The organism is Streptomyces sp. BA2, assembly GCF_009769735.1.
In the GTDB taxonomy this organism is placed as follows: Bacteria; Actinomycetota; Actinomycetes; order Streptomycetales; family Streptomycetaceae; genus Streptomyces.
This window is the reverse complement of record NZ_WSRO01000002.1, coordinates 5,565,864-5,579,602: the sequence shown is the minus strand read 5'-3', so window position 1 is coordinate 5,579,602 and position 13,739 is coordinate 5,565,864. Positions and strand designations below refer to the sequence as shown.

Here is a 13,739-nt window from a genome sequence, read left to right as displayed (position 1 = left end):
GAAAAATCAGTACTGCTCGGTCTCGACGAACCCGGCGTCGGCGTCGTCGTCGGCGCCGAAGGCGTCAGCGGCGGCGGTCGGGTCGAAGCCGGGAGGCGAGTCCTTCAGCGCGAGGCCCATGCCGTTCAGCTTCATCTTGACCTCGTCGATCGACTTCGCACCGAAGTTGCGAATGTCGAGCAGGTCCGCCTCGGAGCGGGCCACGAGCTCACCCACGGAGTGGATGCCCTCGCGCTTGAGGCAGTTGTACGACCGAACGGTGAGCTCGAGCTCCTCGATCGGCAGGGCGAGATCAGCGGCAAGGGCGGCGTCCGTCGGGGACGGGCCCATGTCGATGCCCTCGGCGTCGATGTTGAGCTCACGGGCCAGGCCGAAGAGCTCGACCAGCGTCTTACCGGCAGACGCCATGGCGTCACGCGGACGCATGGCCTGCTTGGTCTCGACGTCGACGATCAGCTTGTCGAAGTCGGTGCGCTGCTCGACACGCGTGGCCTCGACCTTGTACGTGACCTTCAGGACCGGCGAGTAGATGGAGTCGACCGGAATACGACCGATCTCCTGGCCCACCTGCTTGTTCTGAACGGCGGAGACGTAGCCGCGACCGCGCTCGACGGTCAGCTCCATCTCCAGCTTGCCCTTGCCGTTGAGCGTGGCGAGGACCAGGTCGGGGTTGTGCACCTCGACACCGGCCGGCGGGGCGATGTCAGCGGCGGTGACGAGACCGGGACCCTGCTTGCGCAGGTACATCACGACGGGCTCATCGTGCTCGCTGGAAACGACCAGCTGCTTGATGTTGAGGATGAGGTCGGTGACGTCTTCCTTGACGCCCGGCACGGTGGTGAACTCGTGCAGGACACCGTCGATGCGGATGGACGTGACGGCCGCACCCGGGATCGAGGAGAGCAGGGTCCGACGCAGGGAGTTGCCGAGGGTGTAACCGAAGCCCGGCTCCAGCGGCTCGATCACGAACCGGGAGCGGAATTCGTCGACGACCTCTTCGGTCAACGAGGGACGCTGAGCGATCAGCATGAAGTGTTTCCTTCAGTCAGGGGCACCCACTATTTGATGCCCTGATGCCACCGGGCGGTAGCCCGATGTATACGCAGTACAAGGGTACGGGCGGTACGGCTCCGGAGAGCCGCACCGCCCGAAAATCCCTGAGTCAAGCGACGTGCGTCAGACGCGACGGCGCTTGGGGGGACGGCAGCCGTTGTGCGGCGTGGGGGTGACGTCCTGGATCGAGCCGACCTCAAGACCGGTCGCCTGAAGCGAACGGATGGCGGTCTCGCGACCCGAACCCGGGCCCTTCACGAAGACGTCAACCTTGCGCATGCCGTGCTCCTGGGCGCGACGCGCGGCCGACTCGGCGGCCATCTGCGCGGCGAACGGAGTCGACTTGCGCGAGCCCTTGAAGCCGACGTGGCCGGCGGAGGCCCAGCTGATCACGTTGCCCGTGGGGTCCGTGATCGAGACGATGGTGTTGTTGAACGTGCTCTTGATGTGGGCGTGCCCGTGAGCGACGTTCTTCTTTTCCTTGCGGCGCACCTTCTTGGCAGCGCCCTGACGACCCTTGGGGGGCATCTATTAACTCCTACGCGAGGTGGTCGGTCCTGCAGCGACAGCTGTCGATCGACCGCTGAGGACTACTTCTTGCCCGGCTTCTTCTTACCGGCGATGGCGCGACGCGGGCCCTTACGGGTGCGGGCGTTGGTGCTGGTGCGCTGACCGCGGACGGGCAGGCCACGACGGTGACGAAGACCCTGGTAGCAACCGATCTCGACCTTGCGGCGGATGTCGGCCTGGATCTCGCGACGGAGGTCACCCTCGGTCTGGATGTTGGCGTCCACGTACTCGCGGATCTTGATCATGTCCTCTTCGGACAGATCGCGAACACGGGTGTTGCGGTCCACACCGGTGGCGTCCAGCGTCTGCTGGGACAGCGTGCGGCCAATGCCGAACACGTACGTGAGGGCAACCTCAACACGCTTATCGCGCGGGAGGTCAACACCTTCAAGGCGTGCCATTCAAGGCTCCTGTTGATTTTCGGAGGTCTTCAGCAGGACCGGTCCCAGGTGCCGTACGAGGTACATCCTGGGTCCCCGGCCTCCGACCGGGGGTGTCGCCCTCCATCACTGAAGAGGGACGGGTCCTGCACATGTGCTTTACGTGCGTCGCGCGAAAATCTGCGAACTGCAGTCGTGCGTCAGCCCTGGCGCTGCTTGTGGCGCGGGTTGTCGCAGATGATCATGACCCGGCCGTGACGGCGGATCACCCTGCACTTGTCGCAGATCTTCTTGACGCTCGGCTTGACCTTCATTGGGTGAGGTTCTCCGGGTCAGTGCCATCACCCCACGTGAATGGGGTGCGGGCAAGATCTACTTGTACCGGTAGACGATCCGGCCACGCGTCAGGTCGTACGGAGACAACTCCACCACGACCCGGTCGTCAGGGAGGATGCGGATGTAGTGCATACGCATCTTGCCGCTGATGTGTGCCAGGACCTGGTGGCCGTTCTGGAGCTCAACCTTGAACATGGCGTTCGGAAGAGACTCAACGACAGTGCCCTCGATCTCGATGGCACCTTGCTTCTTGGCCACGCTTTGCCCTTCGAATCGACTACCTTGATCGACTTCGTACGCCGCATGCAGGCACACGGATGCACGAGAGCCGACGAGTCAGTCTACGTCAGGCACCCCGGAAAGACGAATCGAGGAAGAATGCCCCATCGGGATGATCCTTAAGCACCCGGCGTCCGCACCGCTCCCGCTGTGGGCAGGCGTTCCGCAGGGCGGAACGGGTGGGCACAGCCCACCGCTGCGGGTACCGACGAGACAGGCGTCCCGTCCAGCGCAGGCGGGTTCAGCCCAGCGGGTCAGGAGCGACAGTAACGCCGTACTCCGCCAGCTTCGCCTTGCCGCAGTCAGGAGACGTGAGGACGATCGGGCCCTCCTCCGTCAGCGCGATGGAGTGCTCCCAGTGGGACGACCAGGTGCCGTCCGTCGTGATGACCGTCCAGTCATCCTCCAGGACCTCCGTGCGCGGGGTACCGAGGGAGACCATGGGCTCGATGGCGAGGCAGAGGCCGGGGACCAGCTTGGGGCCCTTGCCGCGGCGGCGCTCGACGTAGTTCAGGACGTGCGGGTCCATGTGCATCTCGGTGCCGATGCCGTGGCCGCCGTAGTCCTCGACGATGCCGTACTTGCCGCCGCCGGGCTTCGGCTGGCGGCGGATGTACGTCTCGACCGCGCGGGAGATGTCCACGAGCCGGTTGCCCTGCTTCATGGCGGCCAGGCCGGCCCACATCGACTCCTCGGTCACCCGGGAGAGCTCCACGAGCTCCGGGGCGTGACCGGTGCCCACGAACGCGGTGTACGCCGCGTCACCGTGCCAGCCGTCGATGATCGCGCCCGCGTCGATCGAGATGATGTCGCCGTCCTTCAGGACGGTCTTGTCGTCCGGGATGCCGTGTACGACGACCTCGTTGACCGAGGTGCAGATCGTCGCGGGAAAGCCGCCGTACCCGAGGAAGTTCGACTTCGCGCCGTGCTCGGCGATCACCTTGCGGGCGACGTCGTCCAGGTCCTTCGTGGTGGCACCCGGCACCGCCGCCTCGCGCGTCGCGGCGTGGATGGCGGCGACGACAAGGCCCGCCTCACGCATCTTCGCGATCTGCTCGGGGGTCTTGATCTGCACCATGGGGCTTCCGCTCTCCGTCATCCGTCCAACAACCGGCTACGCACGTAACCGCTACGTACACAACACTACGGCCGCGGTCCCCCGAGGGGCACCGCGGCCGAGACAGCGTACTGGCTACGTGCTACTTGTCGCCCTTGAGGGCGTCCATCGCGCGCTTGGTGACCTCGTCCACCTTGCCGAGCGCGGAGATCGTGACCACAAGACCCTGGGCCTTGTAGTGGTCGATGATCGGCTCGGTCTCGCGGTGGTACACGTCGAGACGCTTGCGCACGGTCTCTTCCTGGTCGTCACCGCGCTGGTAGAGCTCGCCGCCGCAGACGTCACAGACGCCCTCGGTCTTCGGCTTGCTGTACGTCACGTGGAAGACGTGGCTGGAATCGTTCCGGCAGATGCGGCGGCCGGCGATGCGCTTGACCACCTCGTCCTCGGGGACCTCGAGGTCGAGCACCGCGTCGAGCTTCTGGCCGTCCGCCTTGAGCGACTCGTCCAGGGCCTCGGCCTGCGACACGTTCCGCGGGAAGCCGTCGAGCAGGAAGCCGTTCTCGGCGTCCGGCTGCGTCATGCGGTCGTGGGCCATGCCGATGGTGACCTCGTCGGGGACGAGGTTGCCGGCGTCCATGAAGGCCTTCGCCTGCTTGCCCAGCTCCGTGCCCTGGCTGATGTTGGCGCGGAACAGGTCGCCCGTGGAGATGTGCGGAATCTTCAGGTTCTTGGCGAGGAACGCGGCCTGCGTTCCCTTGCCCGCACCGGGCGGCCCGACGAGGACGATTCGCATCAGCGGAGGAACCCTTCGTAATTGCGCTGCTGGAGCTGGCTCTCGATCTGCTTCACGGTCTCCAGACCCACACCCACGATGATCAGGATGCTTGTCCCGCCGAACGGGAAGTTCTGGTTCGCGCCGAAGCCCACCAACGCCATCGTCGGTACGAGAGCGATCAGACCCAGATACAGCGAGCCCGGCCACGTGATCCGGTTGAGTACGTAGCTCAAGTACTCAGCGGTCGGACGGCCAGCCCGGATGCCCGGGATGAAGCCACCATACTTCTTCATGTTGTCCGCGACTTCCTCGGGGTTGAACGAGATAGCCACGTAGAAGAAGGCGAAGAACACGATCAACAAGAAGTACGTCGCGATGTAAATCGGGTGGTCGCCCTTGGTCAGGTTCGCCTCGATCCACTGCTTCCACCCGGAGTTGCCACCCGCGAACTGGGCGACGAGAGCGGGGATATAGAGCAGCGAAGAGGCGAAGATCACAGGGATGATGCCCGCCTGATTGACCTTCAGCGGAATGTACGTCGACGTACCGCCGTAGGACCGGCGGCCGATCATGCGCTTCGCGTACTGGACCGGAATGCGGCGCTGAGCCTGCTCCACGAAGACGACCAGACCGACCATGACGAGACCGACCGCGATGACGGTGCCGAACTCGATCCAGCCGTCGGCCAGCGAGCCCTGCTTCTTGATCGCCCACAGGGCGCTCGGGAAGGTCGCGGCGATCGAGATGAACATCAGGATCGACATGCCGTTGCCGATGCCGCGGTCGGTGATCAGCTCACCGAGCCACATGACGCAGGCCGTGCCCGCGGTCATCGTGATGACCATGGTGACGGTCACGAAGATGGACTGGTCCGGCACGATCTCGGTGGCGACGGGACAGCCGGAGAACAGCGAGCCCGTGCGTGCGGTGGCCACGAGGCCGGTGCCCTGGAGGATCGCGAGCGCGACGGTGAGATAACGCGTGTACTGCGTGATCTTCGCCGTGCCGGCCTGGCCCTCCTTCTTGAGCGCCTCGAGCCGCGGGATCACCACGGTCAGCAGCTGCAAGATGATGCTCGCCGTGATGTACGGCATGATGCCGAGCGCGAAGATCGTGATCTGCAGCAGCGCCCCGCCACTCATCATGTTGACCAGACCGAACAACCCCTGGTTGGAGTTGGCCTGGTCCATACATACCTGGACGTTTTTATAGCTCACGCCCGGGATCGGAATGTGCGTTCCGAGCCGGTAGATCACGATGATGCCGAGAGTGAAGAGCAGCTTCTTGCGCAGGTCGGGCGTCTTGAACGCCCGGGCGAACGCGGTGAGCACGGTGCCTCCTGCGACCCCCGCGCGCGTGCGTCAGAGGTAGTGGTCTGAGGAATGACGAATACGTATCAGTCACAAAAACCGCACGGGCAGACCGCACGGAGCTTAGACAGTGCACGCCACCTTACCGGCGACCGTGCCCCCCTAGGAACGACCAACCGGGGATGCCCCTTTTGTGGGGCATCCCCGGCTGGGAATCGCTCAAGTCATCGAGTGGCCTGAAGAATTCAGACGAGCTCGGTGACGGTACCGCCGGCGGCGGTGATCTTCTCCTTGGCGGAGCCGGAGACGGCGTCAACCGTCACCTGCAGCGCCACGGTGACCTCACCCTGGCCGAGGACCTTGACGAGGCTGTTCTTGCGAACCGCACCCTTGGCCACGAGGGCCTCGACGGTGACCTCGCCACCCTCGGGGAACAGCGCGCTCAGCTTGTCGAGGTTCACGACCTGGAACTCGGTCTTGAACGGGTTCTTGAAGCCCTTGAGCTTCGGGAGACGCATGTGGAGGGGCATCTGCCCGCCCTCGAAGCGCTCCGGAACCTGGTAACGGGCCTTGGTGCCCTTGGTACCACGACCAGCGGTCTTACCCTTGGACGCCTCACCACGACCCACACGGGTCTTGGCGGTCTTGGCGCCCGGGGCGGGCCGGAGGTTGTGGACCTTCAGCGGGTTCTGCTCCGCCATGTCAGTCGACCTCCTCAACCGTCACGAGGTGGCGGACGGTGTGCACCATTCCGCGGAACTCGGGGCGGTCTTCCTTGACGACCACGTCGTTGACCCGCTTGAGGCCAAGCGAACGCAGCGTGTCGCGGTGGTTCTGCTTGCTGCCGATGTACGACTTCGTCTGCGTGACCTTGAGGCGAGCCATTACGCACCCGCCCCGGCACGTGCACGCAGCAGAGCCGCGGGGGCCACGTCCTCGAGGGGCAGACCACGGCGAGCCGCGATCTCCTCGGGACGCTGCAGGCCCTTGAGGGCCGCCACGGTCGCGTGCACGATGTTGATCGCGTTCGACGAACCGAGCGACTTCGACAGGATGTCGTGAACGCCGGCGCACTCGAGCACCGCACGCACCGGGCCACCGGCGATAACACCGGTACCGGGGGAAGCAGGCTTGAGCAGGACGACGCCCGCGGCCTTCTCGCCCGTGATCGGGTGCGGGATGGTGCCCTGGATACGCGGAACCTTGAAGAAGTTCTTCTTGGCCTCTTCAACGCCCTTGGCGATGGCCGCGGGAACTTCCTTGGCCTTGCCGTATCCGACACCTACGGTGCCGTCACCGTCGCCCACCACGACCAGCGCGGTGAAGCTGAAGCGGCGACCACCCTTGACAACCTTGGCGACACGGTTGATCGCGACAACGCGCTCAACGTATGCGGTCTTCTCGGCGGCAGCGCCACCGTCGCGACCCTTCCGGTCCCGCCGCTCGCCGCCACCGGCACCGCTCCCGCGGCGCTGGGGTCCAGCCATTGGAATTACCTCTCTCTGTTACGTCCGCTAGCTCCGGAACCGGGGCTTAGAACTTCAGCCCGGCTTCGCGGGCGGCGTCCGCCAGAGCGGCAATGCGCCCGGCGTACTTGTTGCCACCGCGGTCGAACACGACGGCCTCGACACCCGCAGCCTTGGCACGCTCGGCGACGAGCGCGCCGACCTGCTTGGCCTGCGCGGACTTGTCGGCCTCGCCACCGCGGATCGTCGCGTCCAGGGTCGACGCCGACGCAAGGGTGTGACCCTTGAGGTCGTCGATGACCTGAGCAACGATGTTGCGGTTCGAGCGAGTCACGACGAGGCGCGGACGCTCCGCCGTACCCGACACGTTCTTGCGGATGCGGATGTGGCGGCGGGCCTTGGCGGCACGCTTGTAAGCGTCGCCCTTGGCGATCTTCACACCGTATGCCATGGCTTACTTACCTGCCTTTCCGACCTTGCGCCGGATGACTTCGCCCTCGTACTTGACGCCCTTGGCCTTGTACGGGTCGGGCTTGCGCAGCTTGCGGATGTTGGCCGCAACCTCGCCGACCTTCTGCTTGTCGATGCCCTCGACCGAAAGCTTGGTCGCGGACTCCACCTTGAAGGTGATGCCCTCGGGGGCCTCGACCAGGATCGGGTGGCTGTAACCCAGCGAGAACTCCAGGTTGGAGCCCTTCGCGAGGACGCGGTAACCGACACCGCTGATCTCGAGCTTCTTCACGTAACCCGTGGTCACGCCGGTGATCATGTTCGCCACCAGCGTGCGGGACAGGCCGTGCAGGGCCTTGTTCTGACGCTCGTCGTTCGGGCGGGTGACGTTCAGGACGCCGTCCTCACCCTTAGCGATGTCGATCGGCGCGACAACGGTGTGGGAAAGGGAGCCCTTGGGACCCTTAACCGAGACCGTCCGGCCGTCGATGGTGACGTCCACGCCGGCGGGAACCGTGATGGGGAGCTTGCCAATACGCGACATTAGCTATTCCTCCGTTCCCGACTACCAGACGTAGGCGAGGACTTCCCCACCTACGCCCTTCTTGCCTGCCTGCTGGCCGGTGAGCAGACCGTGGGACGTGGAGATGATCGCCACGCCCAGGCCGCCGAGCACCTTCGGCAGGTTGGTGGACTTCGCGTAAACCCGGAGACCGGGCTTGGAGATCCGCTTGATGCCCGCGATGGAGCGCTCACGGTTCGGGCCGAACTTCAGCTCGAGGACGAGGTTCTTGCCGACCTCGGCGTCCTCGGTCTTCCAGCCCGTGATGAAGCCCTCCTGCTGGAGGATCTCCGCGATGTGAGACTTGATCTTGCTGTGCGGCATCGCCACGGAGTCGTGGTACGCCGAGTTCGCGTTACGCAGACGAGTCAGCATGTCCGCGATCGGATCAGTCATGGTCATGAATTGGCCTTCGGCCTCTCTCGCCGTGGTTTCCTATCTGCGCCATCCCTCTCCCCACTCAGAGGCGGGACGGGTGCGGCGCGGGGACCTACGGCGTAGTAAGTCGGTCAGGGCGGCAGGCGCCCAACCCTCCTAGCCTAAGCCATGGAGAGGTGGGCCACCTACCGACCAGATACTTACCGAGAGCGTCCGGAAATTCCCAAGTCCCTAAGGACAGAGGGGAATTACCAGGAGCTCTTGGTCACGCCCGGCAGCTCGCCACGGTGAGCCATCTCACGAAGGCAGACGCGGCACAGGCCGAACTTGCGGTACACGGAGTGCGGACGGCCGCAGCGCTGGCAGCGGGTGTAGCCGCGCACACCGAACTTGGGCTTACGAGCAGCCTTGGCAATAAGAGCCTTCTTCGCCATCTCGCTTACGCCTCCTTGAAGGGGAAGCCGAGGTGACGGAGAAGGGCACGGCCCTCAGCGTCGTTGGTCGCCGTGGTGACCACGGTGATGTCCATACCCCGGACGCGGTCGATCTTGTCCTGGTCGATCTCGTGGAACATGACCTGCTCCGTGAGACCGAAGGTGTAGTTGCCACGGCCGTCGAACTGCTTGGGGGACAGACCACGGAAGTCGCGGATGCGCGGAAGCGCGAGCGACAGGGTGCGGTCCAGGAACTCCCACATGCGGTCGCCACGGAGCGTGACGTGGCAGCCGATCGGCTGACCCTCGCGCAGCTTGAACTGCGCGATGGACTTCCGGGCCTTCGTGATGGCCGGCTTCTGACCCGTGATGGTGGTCAGGTCACGGACGGCACCGTCCATGAGCTTCGAGTCACGGGCGGCGTCGCCGACACCCATGTTGACCACGATCTTGACGAGGCCCGGCGTCTGCATGACGTTCTCGTACGAGAACTCTTCCTGCAGCTTCGCCGCGATCTCCTCGCGGTACTTCGTCTTCAGACGCGGGCTGGTGGTGGTCGTCATCAGATGTCCTCACCCGTCCGCTTGGCAACGCGGATCTTGTTGCCGTCATCGTCGAAGCGGAAACCGACACGCGTGACAACCTTGTTGCCGTCCTTCTCCACGACCAGCTGGACGTTGGAGACGTGGACAGGGGCCTCGGTGGTCACGATGCCGCCGGCCTGCGAACCGCTGGCGGTCGGGCCGGCCTTCGTGTGCTTCTTGACCCGGTTGACACCCTCGACCAGGACGCGCTCGTCGCGCGGGTAAGCGGCAATGACCTTGCCCTGCTTGCCCTTGTCCTTACCGGTGATGACCTGGACCAGGTCGCCCTTCTTGATCTTCATGCTTACAGCACCTCCGGCGCGAGCGAGATGATCTTCATGAACTTCTTCTCGCGCAGCTCACGGCCCACCGGGCCGAAGATACGGGTGCCGCGAGGGTCGCCGTCGTTCTTCAGAATGACGGCGGCGTTCTCGTCGAAGCGGATGTACGAGCCGTCGGGACGGCGGCGCTCCTTGACGGTGCGAACGATGACCGCCTTGACGACGTCACCCTTCTTCACGTTGCCACCGGGGATCGCGTCCTTGACGGTGGCGACGATGACGTCACCGATGCCCGCGTAGCGGCGACCCGAGCCACCGAGAACACGGATGGTGAGAATTTCCTTCGCACCCGTGTTGTCGGCGACGCGCAGTCGCGACTCCTGCTGGATCACGTCTATCTCCTGATTGTCTGCCGGTTCCCGGCGGGGGCTTCATCCCTTGCGGGAATTGGCCCCCACCGAGCCTGGCGGAACGAACTCTGAGGAAAATCCCTCAGAGAATTACTTGGCCTTCTCGAGGATCTCGACGATGCGCCAGCGCTTGGTCGCCGACAGCGGACGCGTCTCCATCAGGAGGACGCGGTCGCCGACGCCGGCAGCGTTCTGCTCGTCGTGCGCCTTGAGCTTGTTCGTACGGCGGATGACCTTGCCGTACAGCGCGTGCTTCACGCGGTCCTCGACAGCGACGACGACGGTCTTGTCCATCTTGTCGCTGACGACCAGACCCTCACGGGTCTTGCGGAATCCGCGGTCGGTCTTCGTCTCAGTCACGTTGCTCTCGCTCATCAGGCGCTCTCCACCGTCTCGATGCCCAGCTCGCGCTCACGCATCAGGGTGTAGATCCGCGCGATGTCCTTACGGACGGCCTTCAGCCGACCGTGGTTCTCGAGCTGACCGGTCGCCGCCTGGAAGCGGAGGTTGAACAGCTCTTCCTTGGCTTCGCGGAGCTTGTTGAGAAGCTCCTCGTCACCCAGTTCGCGCAGCTCGGACGCCTTGGTACCGGCCGACATCACGACTCACCTGCCTCGCGCCGAACAATCCGGCACTTCATCGGAAGCTTGTGAGCAGCGCGGGTAAGCGCCTCACGCGCAGTCTTCTCATTCGGGTAGGACAGCTCGAACATCACCCGTCCGGGCTTGACGTTCGCGACCCACCACTCGGGGGAACCCTTACCGGAACCCATGCGGGTCTCGGCGGGCTTCTTCGTCAGCGGGCGGTCCGGGTAGATGTTGATCCAGACCTTGCCGCCACGCTTGATGTGGCGGGTCATCGCGATACGAGCCGCCTCGATCTGGCGGTTGGTCACGTACGCCGGAGTGAGGGCCTGAATGCCGTACTCGCCGAACGCAACCTGCGTACCACCCTTTGACATACCGCTGCGCTTGGGGTGGTGCTGCTTGCGGTGCTTGACCCTACGAGGGATCAGCATGTCGGTCAGGCCTCCGTTCCGGTGCTCTCAGCCGGAGCGGCAGCTGCGGCGGGAGCGTCGGCCTTGGGGGCCTCGGCAGCCGGCGCGGACTGCTGCTGCGGCTTGCGGCCGCGGCCGCCACGCTCGCCACCACGGCCACCACGGGCCGGGCGGTCGTTGCCGCCACCACGGGCCGGGCGGTTACCCGCACGGGCCGCGGCGTTCTCGGCGCGGACCTCGGCGATGTTCTTGACGTCGCCCTTGTAGATCCAGACCTTCACGCCGATACGGCCGAAGGTCGTCTTGGCCTCGAAGAAGCCGTAGTCGACGTTCGCACGGAGGGTGTGCAGGGGCACGCGGCCCTCGCGGTAGAACTCCGAGCGGGACATCTCGGCGCCGCCGAGACGGCCACCACACTGGATCTTGATGCCCTTGGCGCCGGCCTTCATCGTCGACTGCATGCTCTTACGCATGGCGCGACGGAAGGAGACGCGGGAGGACAGCTGCTCTGCAACGGCCTGCGCGACCAGCTGAGCGTCGACCTCGGGGTTCTTGACCTCGAGGATGTTCAGCTGAACCTGCTTGCCCGTGAGCTTCTCGAGGTCACCGCGGATGCGGTCGGCCTCGGCGCCACGGCGGCCGATGACGATGCCGGGACGCGCGGTGTGGATGTCCACCCGCACGCGGTCACGGGTGCGCTCGATCTCAACCTTCGAGATGCCGGCGCGCTCCATGCCGGACGTCATCATCCGACGGATGGCGACGTCTTCCTTGACGTAGTCCTTGTACAGCTTGTCGGCGTACCAACGCGACTTGAAGTCGGTGGTGATGCCGAGCCGGAACCCGTGCGGGTTTACCTTCTGGCCCATTACCGGGTTCCTTCCTTGCTGCTGACGACCACGGTGATGTGGCTGGTCCGCTTACGGATCCGGTAGGCACGGCCCTGGGCACGCGGACGGAACCGCTTCAGGGTCGGGCCCTCATCCACGTACGCCTCGCTGATGACCAGCGAAGAGGCGTCACTGTGGTCGTAGTTGTGTGCAGCGTTGGCGATGGCGCTGTCAAGCACCTTGCCAACCGGCACGCTCGCGGCCTGCGGGGCGAAACGCAGGACCGCCTGAGCCTCCGTGGCATCCATGCCACGGATGAGGTCCACCACTCGGCGGGCCTTCATGGGCGTGACGCGGATGTACCGCGCCTGGGCCCTGGCTTCCATGGTTGTCCCTTCGGTGTAAGTCATAGTCGTTCCACCCCGCGCTAGCGGCGCTTCGACTTCCGGTCGTCCTTGACGTGGCCGCGGAAGGTGCGAGTCGGCGAGAACTCGCCGAGCTTGTGGCCGACCATCGCCTCGGTGACGAACACCGGGATGTGGGTCTTGCCGTTGTGCACCGCGATCGTGTGGCCCAGCATGGCCGGGACGATCATCGAGCGACGGGACCAGGTCTTGATGACGTTCTTGGAACCAGCTTCGTTCTGGACATCCACCTTCTTGATGAGGTGTCCGTCGACGAAGGGCCCCTTCTTGAGACTGCGCGGCATCTAAACCCGCTCCTAGCGCTTCTTGTTCGTCTTGCGGCGGCGGACGATGTACTTGTTGCTCGCCTTCTTCGGCGAACGAGTACGACCCTCCTTCTGACCCCAGGGCGAGACCGGGTGGCGACCACCGGAGGTCTTGCCCTCACCACCACCGTGCGGGTGGTCGACCGGGTTCATCGCCACACCGCGAACGGTCGGGCGAACGCCCAGCCAGCGCTTGCGGCCGGCCTTGCCCCAGTTGATGTTCGACTGCTCGGCGTTGCCGACCTCGCCAATGGTGGCGCGGCAGCGGACGTCGACCAGACGGATCTCACCGGACGGCATACGAAGGTGGGCCATGGAGCCCTCCTTCGCAAGCAGCTGCACGGAGGCACCCGCGGAGCGGGCGAACTTCGCGCCGCCGCCGGGCCGCAGCTCGATGGCGTGGATGGTCGTACCGACCGGGATGTTGCGGAGGGCCAGGTTGTTGCCCGGCTTGATGTCCGCGCCCGGTCCGTTCTCGACCCGGTCACCCTGCGACAGGTTGCGGGGGGCCAGGATGTAGCGCTTCTCGCCGTCCGCGTAGTGCAGGAGCGCGATGCGCGCGGTGCGGTTCGGGTCGTACTCGATGTGCGCGACCTTCGCCGGCACGCCGTCCTTGTCGTGACGACGGAAGTCGATCACTCGGTAGGCGCGCTTGTGTCCGCCACCCTGGTGGCGAACGGTCACACGACCGGCGTTGTTACGGCCGCCCTTGCTGTGCAGCGGGCGGACCAGCGACTTCTCCGGCGTGGACCGCGTTACCTCGACGAAGTCGGCGACGCTGGAGCCACGACGGCCCGGCGTAGTCGGCTTGTACTTGCGGATTCCCATTTCTCAGTCCTCGTCCGATATTCGGA

25 protein-coding genes are annotated in these 13,739 nt (G+C 65.2%); all 25 read right to left on the bottom strand.

Annotated features, from left to right (window positions below):
- Positions 1 to 6: 6 nt before the first annotated feature.
- Positions 7 to 1,029, bottom strand: coding sequence for a DNA-directed RNA polymerase subunit alpha (locus tag E5671_RS28050; RefSeq protein WP_016645160.1), 1,023 nt, complete (start codon positions 1,027 to 1,029; stop codon positions 7 to 9).
- Positions 1,030 to 1,176: 147 nt separating this feature from the next.
- Positions 1,177 to 1,581, bottom strand: a complete 405-nt coding sequence (rpsK, locus tag E5671_RS28045; RefSeq protein WP_003948617.1) for a 30S ribosomal protein S11 — start codon at positions 1,579 to 1,581, stop codon at positions 1,177 to 1,179.
- Positions 1,582 to 1,643: 62 nt separating this feature from the next.
- Complete coding sequence (gene rpsM, locus E5671_RS28040; protein WP_160506673.1) at positions 1,644 to 2,024, bottom strand: 30S ribosomal protein S13; 381 nt, start codon at positions 2,022 to 2,024, stop codon at positions 1,644 to 1,646.
- A gap of 179 nt (positions 2,025 to 2,203) precedes the next feature.
- Positions 2,204 to 2,317, bottom strand: coding sequence for a 50S ribosomal protein L36 (gene rpmJ, locus E5671_RS28035; protein ID WP_003948619.1), 114 nt, complete (start codon positions 2,315 to 2,317; stop codon positions 2,204 to 2,206).
- A 58-nt stretch (positions 2,318 to 2,375) separates the two neighbouring features.
- Positions 2,376 to 2,597 (bottom strand): translation initiation factor IF-1, encoded by a 222-nt coding sequence (gene infA, locus E5671_RS28030; protein ID WP_003948620.1) that lies wholly within the window; start codon positions 2,595 to 2,597, stop codon positions 2,376 to 2,378.
- 262 nt (positions 2,598 to 2,859) lie between these two features.
- Complete coding sequence (gene map / locus E5671_RS28025; protein WP_160506672.1) at positions 2,860 to 3,696, bottom strand: type I methionyl aminopeptidase; 837 nt, start codon at positions 3,694 to 3,696, stop codon at positions 2,860 to 2,862.
- A gap of 121 nt (positions 3,697 to 3,817) precedes the next feature.
- Positions 3,818 to 4,471, bottom strand: a complete 654-nt coding sequence (locus E5671_RS28020) for an adenylate kinase (protein ID WP_160506671.1) — start codon at positions 4,469 to 4,471, stop codon at positions 3,818 to 3,820.
- A complete protein-coding gene (secY, locus tag E5671_RS28015) occupies positions 4,471 to 5,784 on the bottom strand; it encodes a preprotein translocase subunit SecY (protein ID WP_160506670.1) in 1,314 nt (437 codons plus the stop codon). Before secY ends, E5671_RS28020 begins: the two co-directional genes overlap by 1 nt.
- A gap of 224 nt (positions 5,785 to 6,008) precedes the next feature.
- Complete coding sequence (rplO, locus tag E5671_RS28010) at positions 6,009 to 6,464, bottom strand: 50S ribosomal protein L15 (protein ID WP_098244248.1); 456 nt, start codon at positions 6,462 to 6,464, stop codon at positions 6,009 to 6,011.
- A 1-nt stretch (position 6,465) separates the two neighbouring features.
- The gene (gene rpmD, locus E5671_RS28005) at positions 6,466 to 6,648 is read right to left on the bottom strand and encodes a 50S ribosomal protein L30 (protein ID WP_056552385.1); all 183 of its coding nucleotides are present in this window, start codon (positions 6,646 to 6,648) and stop codon (positions 6,466 to 6,468) included.
- Positions 6,648 to 7,250 carry a 30S ribosomal protein S5 gene (rpsE, locus tag E5671_RS28000; RefSeq protein ID WP_160506669.1) on the bottom strand — a complete coding sequence of 201 codons (603 nt, stop codon included), beginning with the start codon at positions 7,248 to 7,250 and terminating at the stop codon, positions 6,648 to 6,650. Before rpsE ends, rpmD begins: the two co-directional genes overlap by 1 nt.
- Positions 7,251 to 7,296: 46 nt before the next feature.
- Positions 7,297 to 7,680 (bottom strand): 50S ribosomal protein L18, encoded by a 384-nt coding sequence (gene rplR, locus E5671_RS27995; protein ID WP_160506668.1) that lies wholly within the window; start codon positions 7,678 to 7,680, stop codon positions 7,297 to 7,299.
- Between the two features lie 3 nt (positions 7,681 to 7,683).
- The gene (rplF, locus tag E5671_RS27990) at positions 7,684 to 8,223 is read right to left on the bottom strand and encodes a 50S ribosomal protein L6 (protein WP_160506667.1); all 540 of its coding nucleotides are present in this window, start codon (positions 8,221 to 8,223) and stop codon (positions 7,684 to 7,686) included.
- Positions 8,224 to 8,244: 21 nt separating this feature from the next.
- Positions 8,245 to 8,643 carry a 30S ribosomal protein S8 gene (rpsH, locus tag E5671_RS27985; protein WP_160506666.1) on the bottom strand — a complete coding sequence of 133 codons (399 nt, stop codon included), beginning with the start codon at positions 8,641 to 8,643 and terminating at the stop codon, positions 8,245 to 8,247.
- Positions 8,644 to 8,867: 224 nt separating this feature from the next.
- Entirely contained in the window at positions 8,868 to 9,053 is a 186-nt protein-coding gene (locus E5671_RS27975) for a type Z 30S ribosomal protein S14 (protein ID WP_003948630.1), read from the bottom strand.
- A 5-nt stretch (positions 9,054 to 9,058) separates the two neighbouring features.
- Positions 9,059 to 9,616 carry a 50S ribosomal protein L5 gene (rplE, locus tag E5671_RS27970; RefSeq protein ID WP_160506665.1) on the bottom strand — a complete coding sequence of 186 codons (558 nt, stop codon included), beginning with the start codon at positions 9,614 to 9,616 and terminating at the stop codon, positions 9,059 to 9,061.
- Entirely contained in the window at positions 9,616 to 9,939 is a 324-nt protein-coding gene (rplX, locus tag E5671_RS27965) for a 50S ribosomal protein L24 (protein ID WP_160506664.1), read from the bottom strand. Before rplX ends, rplE begins: the two co-directional genes overlap by 1 nt.
- Before the next feature lie 2 nt (positions 9,940 to 9,941).
- Complete coding sequence (gene rplN, locus E5671_RS27960; RefSeq protein ID WP_003974257.1) at positions 9,942 to 10,310, bottom strand: 50S ribosomal protein L14; 369 nt, start codon at positions 10,308 to 10,310, stop codon at positions 9,942 to 9,944.
- Between the two features lie 108 nt (positions 10,311 to 10,418).
- A complete protein-coding gene (rpsQ, locus tag E5671_RS27955) occupies positions 10,419 to 10,703 on the bottom strand; it encodes a 30S ribosomal protein S17 (protein ID WP_055564830.1) in 285 nt (94 codons plus the stop codon).
- On the bottom strand, positions 10,703 to 10,927 hold the full coding sequence (gene rpmC / locus E5671_RS27950; protein WP_005481220.1) for a 50S ribosomal protein L29: 225 nt from the start codon (positions 10,925 to 10,927) through the stop codon (positions 10,703 to 10,705). The genes rpsQ and rpmC overlap by 1 nt, the downstream gene beginning before the upstream one ends.
- Positions 10,927 to 11,346 (bottom strand): 50S ribosomal protein L16, encoded by a 420-nt coding sequence (rplP, locus tag E5671_RS27945; RefSeq protein WP_135332557.1) that lies wholly within the window; start codon positions 11,344 to 11,346, stop codon positions 10,927 to 10,929. Before rplP ends, rpmC begins: the two co-directional genes overlap by 1 nt.
- Before the next feature lie 5 nt (positions 11,347 to 11,351).
- Positions 11,352 to 12,194 (bottom strand): 30S ribosomal protein S3, encoded by an 843-nt coding sequence (rpsC, locus tag E5671_RS27940; protein ID WP_160506663.1) that lies wholly within the window; start codon positions 12,192 to 12,194, stop codon positions 11,352 to 11,354.
- Positions 12,194 to 12,541 carry a 50S ribosomal protein L22 gene (gene rplV, locus E5671_RS27935; protein ID WP_016645177.1) on the bottom strand — a complete coding sequence of 116 codons (348 nt, stop codon included), beginning with the start codon at positions 12,539 to 12,541 and terminating at the stop codon, positions 12,194 to 12,196. Before rplV ends, rpsC begins: the two co-directional genes overlap by 1 nt.
- Positions 12,542 to 12,582: 41 nt before the next feature.
- Entirely contained in the window at positions 12,583 to 12,864 is a 282-nt protein-coding gene (gene rpsS, locus E5671_RS27930; protein WP_160506662.1) for a 30S ribosomal protein S19, read from the bottom strand.
- A 12-nt stretch (positions 12,865 to 12,876) separates the two neighbouring features.
- Positions 12,877 to 13,713 carry a 50S ribosomal protein L2 gene (gene rplB / locus E5671_RS27925; RefSeq protein ID WP_160506661.1) on the bottom strand — a complete coding sequence of 279 codons (837 nt, stop codon included), beginning with the start codon at positions 13,711 to 13,713 and terminating at the stop codon, positions 12,877 to 12,879.
- Positions 13,714 to 13,739: the final 26 nt, after the last annotated feature.

Bases quoted from the DNA above. Each gene is read 5' to 3' on its own strand.
- rplE (WP_160506665.1), bottom strand. From the start codon at position 9,616: ATGACGACCACCACCAGCCCGCGTCTGAAGACGAAGTACCGCGAGGAG.
- rpsS (WP_160506662.1), bottom strand. From the start codon at position 12,864: ATGCCGCGCAGTCTCAAGAAGGGGCCCTTCGTCGACGGACACCTCATC.
- rpsH (WP_160506666.1), bottom strand. From the start codon at position 8,643: ATGACCATGACTGATCCGATCGCGGACATGCTGACTCGTCTGCGTAAC.
- rplX (WP_160506664.1), bottom strand. From the start codon at position 9,939: ATGAAGATCAAGAAGGGCGACCTGGTCCAGGTCATCACCGGTAAGGAC.
- rpsE (WP_160506669.1), bottom strand. From the start codon at position 7,250: ATGGCTGGACCCCAGCGCCGCGGGAGCGGTGCCGGTGGCGGCGAGCGG.
- rpsC (WP_160506663.1), bottom strand. From the start codon at position 12,194: ATGGGCCAGAAGGTAAACCCGCACGGGTTCCGGCTCGGCATCACCACC.
- E5671_RS28050 (WP_016645160.1), bottom strand. From the start codon at position 1,029: ATGCTGATCGCTCAGCGTCCCTCGTTGACCGAAGAGGTCGTCGACGAA.
- rplV (WP_016645177.1), bottom strand. From the start codon at position 12,541: ATGGAAGCCAGGGCCCAGGCGCGGTACATCCGCGTCACGCCCATGAAG.
- rpsQ (WP_055564830.1), bottom strand. From the start codon at position 10,703: ATGAGCGAGAGCAACGTGACTGAGACGAAGACCGACCGCGGATTCCGC.
- E5671_RS28020 (WP_160506671.1), bottom strand. From the start codon at position 4,471: ATGCGAATCGTCCTCGTCGGGCCGCCCGGTGCGGGCAAGGGAACGCAG.
- rplP (WP_135332557.1), bottom strand. From the start codon at position 11,346: ATGCTGATCCCTCGTAGGGTCAAGCACCGCAAGCAGCACCACCCCAAG.
- rpmJ (WP_003948619.1), bottom strand. From the start codon at position 2,317: ATGAAGGTCAAGCCGAGCGTCAAGAAGATCTGCGACAAGTGCAGGGTG.
- E5671_RS27975 (WP_003948630.1), bottom strand. From the start codon at position 9,053: ATGGCGAAGAAGGCTCTTATTGCCAAGGCTGCTCGTAAGCCCAAGTTC.
- map (WP_160506672.1), bottom strand. From the start codon at position 3,696: ATGGTGCAGATCAAGACCCCCGAGCAGATCGCGAAGATGCGTGAGGCG.
- rpsM (WP_160506673.1), bottom strand. From the start codon at position 2,024: ATGGCACGCCTTGAAGGTGTTGACCTCCCGCGCGATAAGCGTGTTGAG.
- rplR (WP_160506668.1), bottom strand. From the start codon at position 7,680: ATGGCATACGGTGTGAAGATCGCCAAGGGCGACGCTTACAAGCGTGCC.
- rplF (WP_160506667.1), bottom strand. From the start codon at position 8,223: ATGTCGCGTATTGGCAAGCTCCCCATCACGGTTCCCGCCGGCGTGGAC.
- rpsK (WP_003948617.1), bottom strand. From the start codon at position 1,581: ATGCCCCCCAAGGGTCGTCAGGGCGCTGCCAAGAAGGTGCGCCGCAAG.
- rpmC (WP_005481220.1), bottom strand. From the start codon at position 10,927: ATGTCGGCCGGTACCAAGGCGTCCGAGCTGCGCGAACTGGGTGACGAG.
- rplO (WP_098244248.1), bottom strand. From the start codon at position 6,464: ATGGCGGAGCAGAACCCGCTGAAGGTCCACAACCTCCGGCCCGCCCCG.
- rplB (WP_160506661.1), bottom strand. From the start codon at position 13,713: ATGGGAATCCGCAAGTACAAGCCGACTACGCCGGGCCGTCGTGGCTCC.
- rpmD (WP_056552385.1), bottom strand. From the start codon at position 6,648: ATGGCTCGCCTCAAGGTCACGCAGACGAAGTCGTACATCGGCAGCAAG.